The sequence below is a fragment of the Parafrankia colletiae genome, assembly GCF_001854655.1.
Lineage (GTDB): Bacteria > Actinomycetota > Actinomycetes > Frankiales > Frankiaceae > Parafrankia > Parafrankia colletiae.
Genome location: NZ_MBLM01000017.1, coordinates 1 through 7,383, shown reverse-complemented (window position 1 = coordinate 7,383; position 7,383 = coordinate 1). Strand labels below are relative to the sequence as shown.

The window sequence follows — 7,383 nt, the reverse complement described above, 5'->3', positions numbered from 1 at the left end:
CCTGCGTGACTGACTCATTGATCTCCTCCGTTCACGGATCAATTATCCCTCATAGGGATCACTGTCCGAAGAACGGGGCCCACCTCAGTCTTCATCGACGGCTCCGAACGGTTCGCCAAGGGCAAGCACCAGAACTTGATGTCGCACGACGACATCAAGGCTCTCATCGAGGCGTACCGCACTGACCHCGACCCCGACGGCGGTCCCGACTTCGGCGTGTACGCCCACATCGCTGACTTCGACGAAATCAAGGCCAATGACTTCGACCTCAACATTAGCCGCTACATCACCAAGACGGCCAGCGAGACCGTCGACCTGGATACTGCCCTGATCGCGTACGCCGACGCCCGTCAGCACCGCAATGCTGCCGAGGCTGCCATGTTCGAGCGGCTCGCTGCTGCTGGTGTCGACCTCACCGCGTTGGGAGTTGTCGGTGAGTGACTGGCCGGAGGTCACTCTCGGCGACGTGATGTCGCTGGACCTGGGGACAGTCGAGGTCGAGCCCGACGCAACCTACGACATCGTCGGCGTGCTCAACCGCGGACGCGGCCTGCTGCGCCGGGAGCCGATGCCCGGCTCGGACACCGCCTACAAGAATCTCAACGTCATCCTGCCACGGCAGGTGGTCTACAGCCGCCTGAAGGCGTTCGAAGGCGCGATCACGGTCGTCCCGGATGATGCGCCGAGGTCATTCGCGTCCCAGGAGTTCCCCACCTTCACCTGCGGCCCGGATCTCCTGYCCGAATACTTCGCCCTCCACACCACGACCACCGCGCTCTGGGAGCGTCTCCAAGGCCTCTCCACCGGCATGGGCGGTCGGYGAGAGCGGGTGAAGCCAGCAGACTTCCTGACCATCCGCATCCCGCTGCCACCGCTGGCCGAGCAGCGCCGGATCGTCGATCTAGCGAAAGCCAGCGATGACCTTGTGGCCTTCATCACGCTTGAGCTAGTTGAGGCACGTACGGTACTCGCAACGCTGCGTGYGAAACTTGGCGCCACGGGGGACAAGATCCCTCTTTCGGAAATGGCGACCAGCGGGGRAATTCAGATCGGACCATTCGGCTCGCAACTGCATGCGAACGAGTACACCGATGATCCAACAGGTATTCCTGTTGTGATGCCTCAAGACTTGGTGGACGGCGAAATCGTCACCACCGAGATCAAGCGGGTCCCCGAAGACGTTGCGGTACGACTTGCACGTCACCGCCTGCGCGCGGGGGACATCGTCTTCCCCCGGCGCGGAAACCTGACCAAGCGCGCCCTCGTGACCGATAAGCAGGAAGGCTGGCTCTGCGGCACCGGGTGCTTGAGGTTTCGAGCCGCCGAGGGGATCTCGACAGAACGTCTCTCGGAGGCACTCGCCGGGAAGCAGACTTCGGAGTGGCTTGTCGAGCACGCCGTTGGAAGCACAATGCTCAACCTGAACACTCAGATCCTGAGCCGGCTCCCGGTCGCCGACATCACAAACCATCCGGAGTTGGCCGATGCCTCGATGACGGTCCTCTCCTCGATCCGAGCGCTGGTCTCCGAGGCCACTGCGCTTCGAGCAGTTCGGTCGGCACTCGTGTCAGAGTTGATCACTGGCGCCATAAGTATCTCGAAGTCATACGACCGGTTCTTGGCGGAGGTCGCGTAGTCCATGGGCTGGAGCGAGGCTTCGACGATCCAAGCGGCGCTGCTGGAGTGGGCTCAGGACGCCGGGTGGGAGCACGTACCCGGCGGGGATCTGCCGCGTGATGAGCATGAGGTCGTGGTCGAGTCGTGGGTGCGCGAGGCGCTGCTCCGGCACAACTCGGACCTGGTCGACGACGAAGAGTCGACTGGCATGGTGATTGCCGAGGTCAACCGGGCGATGCTGGACGCCACCAACGGCCTCGTCGCCGCCAACGAGGCGCTGACGGTGATCCTGCGGGGGCAGCAGCCGTTCGTGACGGTGGCTGGGAAGCACGTACCGCGGCGGTTCATCGACTTCGACGACCCGGAGGCCAACCGGCTCGTCGTGGCCGATGAAGTGACGATCAAGGGCGGGCACGAGACGCGGCGGTTCGACGTCGTCTACTACGTCAACGGGTTCCCGCTCGTGGTGGTGGAGACGAAGACGCCGGTGAAGCAGACGGTGTCGTGGTTCAACGCGGCGAAGGACCTCTACGACGTCTACGAGGTGGAGTATCCGCAGTTCTTCGCGCCGAACGTGTTCAGCGTGGCGACCGAGGGACTTGAGTTGCGGATGGCGCCGGTGCGCGCCGAACCGGATCCGGAGAGCGAGTTCTGGGCGCCGTGGGGTGAGACCGGTGGTGACCCGAACCTGTCCGGGCCGGCGCGGGTAGAACGTGATGCCCGGACGCTGCTGACGCCGGGGATGGTGCTGGCGATCCTGCGGGACTTCGCGATGTACCGGCATGCCCGGGATGCCTCGGAGCAGGATGTGAAGTTCCTGCCTCGCTATCCGCAGGTCGAGGCCGCGGTCGCGATCCATGACAAGGTGCTCGCCGGTTCCAGGAACGAGCGGGGTGGCGGCGGGCTGGTGTGGCATCACCAGGGGTCGGGCAAGACCGAACTGATGGCGTTCACCGCCTCGCGGCTGTTGCGCGATGAGCGGGTCGGGGCGCCGACGGTGATTGTGATCGCGGACCGTAAGGACCTGGTGCGGCAGACCGCGGAGATGTTCCGTACCGCCGGGATGCCGACCCTTGAGGTGCCGAAGACCAAGCAGTCACTGTGGACCGTGCTGAAGAAGCGCGGGCCGCGGGTGGTGGTGACCACGCCGCACAAGTTCGCCGAGGCCGGTCTCCTCACCGCCCGGTCCGACATCATCGTGCTTGTCGACGAGGCCCACCGTTCCCAGGAGGGCAAGCTCGGTGACGCGTGGCGGGAGGCGGTGCCGAACGCGACGTTCTTCGGGATGACCGGCACCGCGGTCAAGGCCGGTGAGCGGGACACGTTCAAGCTCTTCGGTAACCCCGAGGACCCCGACCTGGTGCTGTCGCGGTACACGATGGAGCGCTCGATCGCCGACGGGTTCACCAAGCCCGTCGTCGTCGAAGGCCGGGCGGTGAAGTTCGAGCTGAGCAAGGAGCAGCTCGACGAGGCGTTCGAGGAGCTCGCCGACGACGAAGGGCTCGACGACGAGGCCAAGGAGTTCCTCTCCGGCAAGGCCAGCCATATCGCCACCATCCTGAAGAACCCCGAGCGGGTTGCCTCGGTCTGCGCTGACATCGTCGGCCACTACCTCACCTACGTGGCTCCGCTCGGGCAGAAGGCGCAGGTCGTGGCGTACAACCAGGAGCTGGTGGTGGCGTACGCGACCGCGATCCAGGCCGAACTGGAACGTCGCGCCGCGGCGATGACGCTGCCGGACGGGTCCAGTGTCGCGCGTGAGGTCGGCGTGGTGATGCATGTGGACAACTCCAAGAGCACCCCGTCGGCGTACAAGAAGTATCTGCTCTCCGACGAGGCCGAGGAGGGGCTCAAGCGGCGCTTCAAGAAGGTGGACGACCCGCTCTCGTTCGTGGTCGTCACCGCGAAGTGGATGACCGGGTTCAACGCGCCGATCGAGGGCGTGCTCTACCTCGACAAGCCGCTCAAGGCGGCCAACCTGTTCCAGACCATCACCCGGCCCAACCGGCCGTGGAAGAACCCGCTGACCGGACAACGCAAGGAGTACGGCCGGGTCGTCGACTACATCGGACTGGCCAAGGCCATCGGTGACGCGTTGCTCGGCCCCAAGGCGAAGGACGGGACTGAGCCCGAGAAGCCGACCGTGCACGACGTGGCCAGCCTGGTCGGGCGGTTCATGACCGACATGACCGTGCTCACCTCGCTCTTCGACGGGATCGACACGTTTGATGCGTCGTTTACCGCGTTGGCCGAGGCGCATGAGCGGATCCCGGCCGGCAGCGAGGCGCGGACCACGTTCGTGGAGACGTTCACTGCGGTGCAGCGGATCTGGGAGTTCCTCGACCCCAACCCGATGCTGGCGCCGTTCCAGGGCACGTATCTGTGGCTGGCGAAGCTGTATGCGTCGATCCAGCCCAAGGGGCTCGACAAGGGACTGCTGTGGGCCAAGCTCGGTGCGAAGACCGAGGCGCTGATCCACGCCCATATGGGTGACATCTCGGTGAAGCCGCTGGCTTCTCGGAACGTCACCCTGGACGCGGCCGGGATCGCGCTGATCAAGAAGATCGCCCAGTCGCTCCAGGTACCGCTGCCCGTGCCCGACCCGAAAGCTCCCGGGCAGATCGTGGAGGAGATCCTCGACTCCATCGAGGCCCGACTCAAGCGCCGGCTCGGCCAGGACACCGACTCCGCAGCGTACAAGAGCCTGGCCGAGCGGATCGAGAAGCTGCGGCAGCGCACCATCTCCTCGGTCGAGGAGTCGCTGCAGTTCCTAGAGGACGCGCTCCAGGTCGCCCACGACGTCGTCGCTGCCGACCGCGCGGCCGAGGAAGGCACGCTCGCCGAAAACGAGCGTCTCTACGACCCGAAGATCGGGGCRCTCACACAGATCGTCGAGCAGAACACCCCCGCCGGGCTACACAAGATCGTGCCCGACATCGTCTTCCGGATCGACCAGATCGTCCTTGAAGTCTCCTACACCGGCTGGACCAGCTCCGACCGCGGCGACCGGGAGGTACGCAAGGCCATCCGCTCCACACTCAAGAACTTCAGCCTGCCAGCCACTGGCGTGCTCTTCGACAAGACCTACGACTACGTGAAGAAGAACTACTGACGGGCTGGTGACGCGCGTACGCAGGGACGACTACTGTAGCTGTGGCGCCGGTGGGAGGCAGCCGGGCGGGGAAGACCCCCGTGCACGGGGACGCCAGTTCGTCCGGCATCACCTGCACGTCGCGGGCCGTCCTCCTCGCGCACGCGGGGTCGCTCACCCACGAACCACCTATCCGCGAGTTACATGGTTCCACCGTGATCGCCGCGGTCGCGTCCCGCGTAGGCTGCGGGCGCAGCATGATCCGATCACGGCCCGCACCCGGCGGATGTCTCACCCGAATCTGGCAGGTGGTCGCACACCTCGCGCGAAGCGGCGGCGGGCAGTCGCGTGCGGTGATAGCCATGGGGAATAGATGATCGCCAGAGGCTACTTCAGCTCGTCTCGCTTGTCGCCTGGGCCGGCGAGCCCGGTTCGACCACATGCGGCCTGCGTTTCGCCAGCACCGAAGACGAGCAACAGTGGCACGGTCCGACAGCCGCCTGGGTGGCCGGGCTCGAACGAAGCGAGGTCACGCCCGAGCCCGAGGGCGATGAGGTCCGAGCCGCGCTGTGGCGGCTCACGTCTTGGTACGCCGGGGCGGTGCGGAGCGGCAACGATCCGGCGACGGGCGACATCGACACCCGCGAGTTCCCCGGTGTTGCCTACCACGCGGTCGACAGCCTCCCGGACGACGCGCTCGCCGTACTGGGCCGCATGGTGCGCACCTGGCTGAACTTCAACTTCGATGTCGACGAAGTGGGCCTTGCGCGCCGCTGGGCCGAGGGGACGTCCAGGCGACAGCGTGGCGGCTGCTCGTGGCCGAGCAGCTCGGCCACCACGCGTAGCCCTTCGGGCCCGCTACTAATAGAAGGGTCCGAATTCCCCAGCTCGCGGTTCGCGCAGCGTCGTCTGTCGGATGACGCTGCCGCGTGGGACGTGGTGTCAGAGACGTTCCTGATGGTGTGGCGGTCGCGGGAAAGCCGGCCGATGGACTCCAGCGAGACTCTGCCGTGGCTGTACGCGATCGCGGGCAACGCGGTCCGTAACCGTCACCGTTCGGATGTTCGCCTGCGACGACTCACGGCCCGGCTCTCAGATGACGAACATCGTATCCATCTCGAGCCGGCGGCCCGCCCGGTATCGATCTTCGACGGCCGGTGGCCCTGGTGTCAGGACGTGGGGAGCCGTCGTTAGGATCACGCACGTGTCGGGGCACATGGATGGATTCGCGGCAAACGGCAGTAGACCTTGGCGGCAGGTCGGGCCCACCTCGTGATCATCGACCGCGCGCAGGTCGCCGCGGCTCTCACTGGATATGAGYTGGGTGGCCAGATCGGGGCGGGCGCGTTCGGGCTGGTACTGGCTGGCCGACACCGCAGCCTGCAGCGTGAGGTCGCGATCAAGGTGCTGGCCGCCGGGGGACATGACGGGATGGCTGCCGGTTTCGCCGCCGAGGCGGTGATCCTCGCCGGTCTGGATCATCCACACATCGTTCGGGTGCATGACTATGTGGAGACCGACAATCTTCGTCTGATCGTCATGGAAATGCTAAGCGGGGGCACCCTGACCCGCCGCCAGACGAACATGAGCCCGCAGGGAGCATGTGCCGTCGGCCTGACAGTGGCCGCAGCCCTGTCCTGTGCGCACTCCTCGGGTGTCCTGCATCGTGACATCAAGCCCGACAACATTTTGTTCGACTCCGCCGGCCTGTTGAAGGTCGTCGATTTCGGGATCGCGAAACTGTTGGACCGGGAGGCGGCCACCGCGAGTGCGGTGATCGGGACTCCTTTGTTCATGGCCCCCGAGCAGATCATGAGGGGTCGGTTGGRACCGGCCACCGATCTGTATGCGCTGGGGGTGATGCTGTACCTGCTGCTGGCCGGCGCAGCACCGCTCGATCCGACCACGCCTACGCAGATGCCGTGGCGCAACTCCTCGCACGACATCCCGCCGCCGGCCGGGGTGCCCGAGTCGGTCGCGAAGGTAATCCTGCGCGCACTCGCCGAGGTTCCGGAAGACCGGCCGCCATCCGCGCACGCGTTCGCGATCGACCTCGCCCGCGCGGCCGCCAGCGCCTACGGCCCGGGCTGGATTGCCTCGTCGGGCATATCGCCACGGCTCAACGACGATGTCCGCGCCGCCGCCGAACCCCCAGCCGCGTCCACCCGACGGCCAGCACCGCCGCCTACCGGCAGCGGGTCACTTCCGCAGCCGGCAGGCGGCAGCGTGCAGGACAGGCCGGCGGGGAGAAACGCCGGCAGCCACAGGCGTCGCGCACGGTCGCGCCTCCGGCCGGCCACGCCGCCGCGCCACCGCCTCGCCACCGCCGTGGTGCTACTCGTTCTCGCCGTCGGCGGCACCGTTTTCGCCTCCGCCGCGGCCTGTGACGGGGCACTGGGCCGGCCCATAAAAGGCCACACCGACTGGGTGACCTCGGTCGCGTACTCACCGGATGGTCACGTACTCGCCAGCGCCAGCAGAGACACCACGGTGCGGCTGTGGGACGTGACCAACCGAGCCAAACCCCACCTGCTCGGCAAGCACCTCAYCGGCCACCGCGGCGGAGTCATCTCGGTGGCGTTCTCCCACGACGGCAACATCTTGGCCAGCGGTGGCCGGGACGGCACGGTACGACTGTGGAACGTGCGCGACCGGTCCAACCCACTCCCCCTCGG

5 protein-coding genes are annotated in these 7,383 nt (G+C 66.4%); all 5 read left to right on the top strand.

The window, feature by feature from the left end:
* The first annotated feature begins 51 nt into the window (after positions 1-51).
* Positions 52-441 (top strand): N-6 DNA methylase, encoded by a 390-nt coding sequence (locus CC117_RS04060; protein ID WP_084131501.1) that lies wholly within the window; start codon positions 52-54, stop codon positions 439-441.
* Positions 434-1,636: a restriction endonuclease subunit S gene (locus CC117_RS04055; protein ID WP_071082424.1), complete on the top strand. Its 1,203-nt coding sequence runs from the start codon at positions 434-436 to the stop codon at positions 1,634-1,636. Before CC117_RS04060 ends, CC117_RS04055 begins: the two co-directional genes overlap by 8 nt.
* 3 nt (positions 1,637-1,639) lie before the next feature.
* Positions 1,640-4,729, top strand: coding sequence for a type I restriction endonuclease subunit R (locus CC117_RS04050; RefSeq protein WP_071082423.1), 3,090 nt, complete (start codon positions 1,640-1,642; stop codon positions 4,727-4,729).
* Between the two features lie 483 nt (positions 4,730-5,212).
* Entirely contained in the window at positions 5,213-5,902 is a 690-nt protein-coding gene (locus CC117_RS34125) for an RNA polymerase sigma factor (protein ID WP_241829822.1), read from the top strand.
* A gap of 78 nt (positions 5,903-5,980) precedes the next feature.
* On the top strand, positions 5,981-7,383 hold a 1,403-nt coding region (locus tag CC117_RS04040; protein WP_071082422.1), incomplete at its 3' end, for a WD40 repeat domain-containing serine/threonine protein kinase.